At 56.0% G+C, this 377-nt stretch carries 1 pseudogene; it reads right to left on the bottom strand.

The annotated features are described in order from the left end of the window. Nucleotides 1–174: 174 nt before the first annotated feature. Nucleotides 175–377 (bottom strand): annotated as a pseudogene (locus tag OGY07_RS00120) (SEL1-like repeat protein); the annotation flags it as partial.

Here is a 377-nt window from a genome sequence, read left to right on the forward strand (position 1 = left end):
GGGTCCACGGCGGGTTTATGGCTGGCCGGAGCGGCTGCTGTCTGATCGCAGGCTGCGAGCAACAGGCAGGTCAGCAATACGCCTGCTGAACAGTATGTTCGTCTCGGTAATGACATTGTCTTTTATCCTTCCCTGAAATACCCGGGAATATCTTCCCGGATTTAAGCCGGAGACTTACGCCTCTCCCACCAGCCGCCATTCCACTGCGCGTTCCTCACGCACCCGTTTATCAGTGAACGGCCACGGACGCGGATGCAGCCTCTCAACAATATCCATCGGCATGGTTTCACCTTCGGCAAAGTAACGGATCTCTTCCTGACTGATACCCGTATACGGTATCCAGGCGATCTGCCAGTAGCCGCTTTTCGGGCAGGCTT

Origin of the sequence: Citrobacter sp. Cs237 (assembly GCF_030332325.1) — a bacterium.
Classification (GTDB): Bacteria; Pseudomonadota; Gammaproteobacteria; order Enterobacterales; family Enterobacteriaceae; genus Citrobacter_A; species Citrobacter_A sedlakii.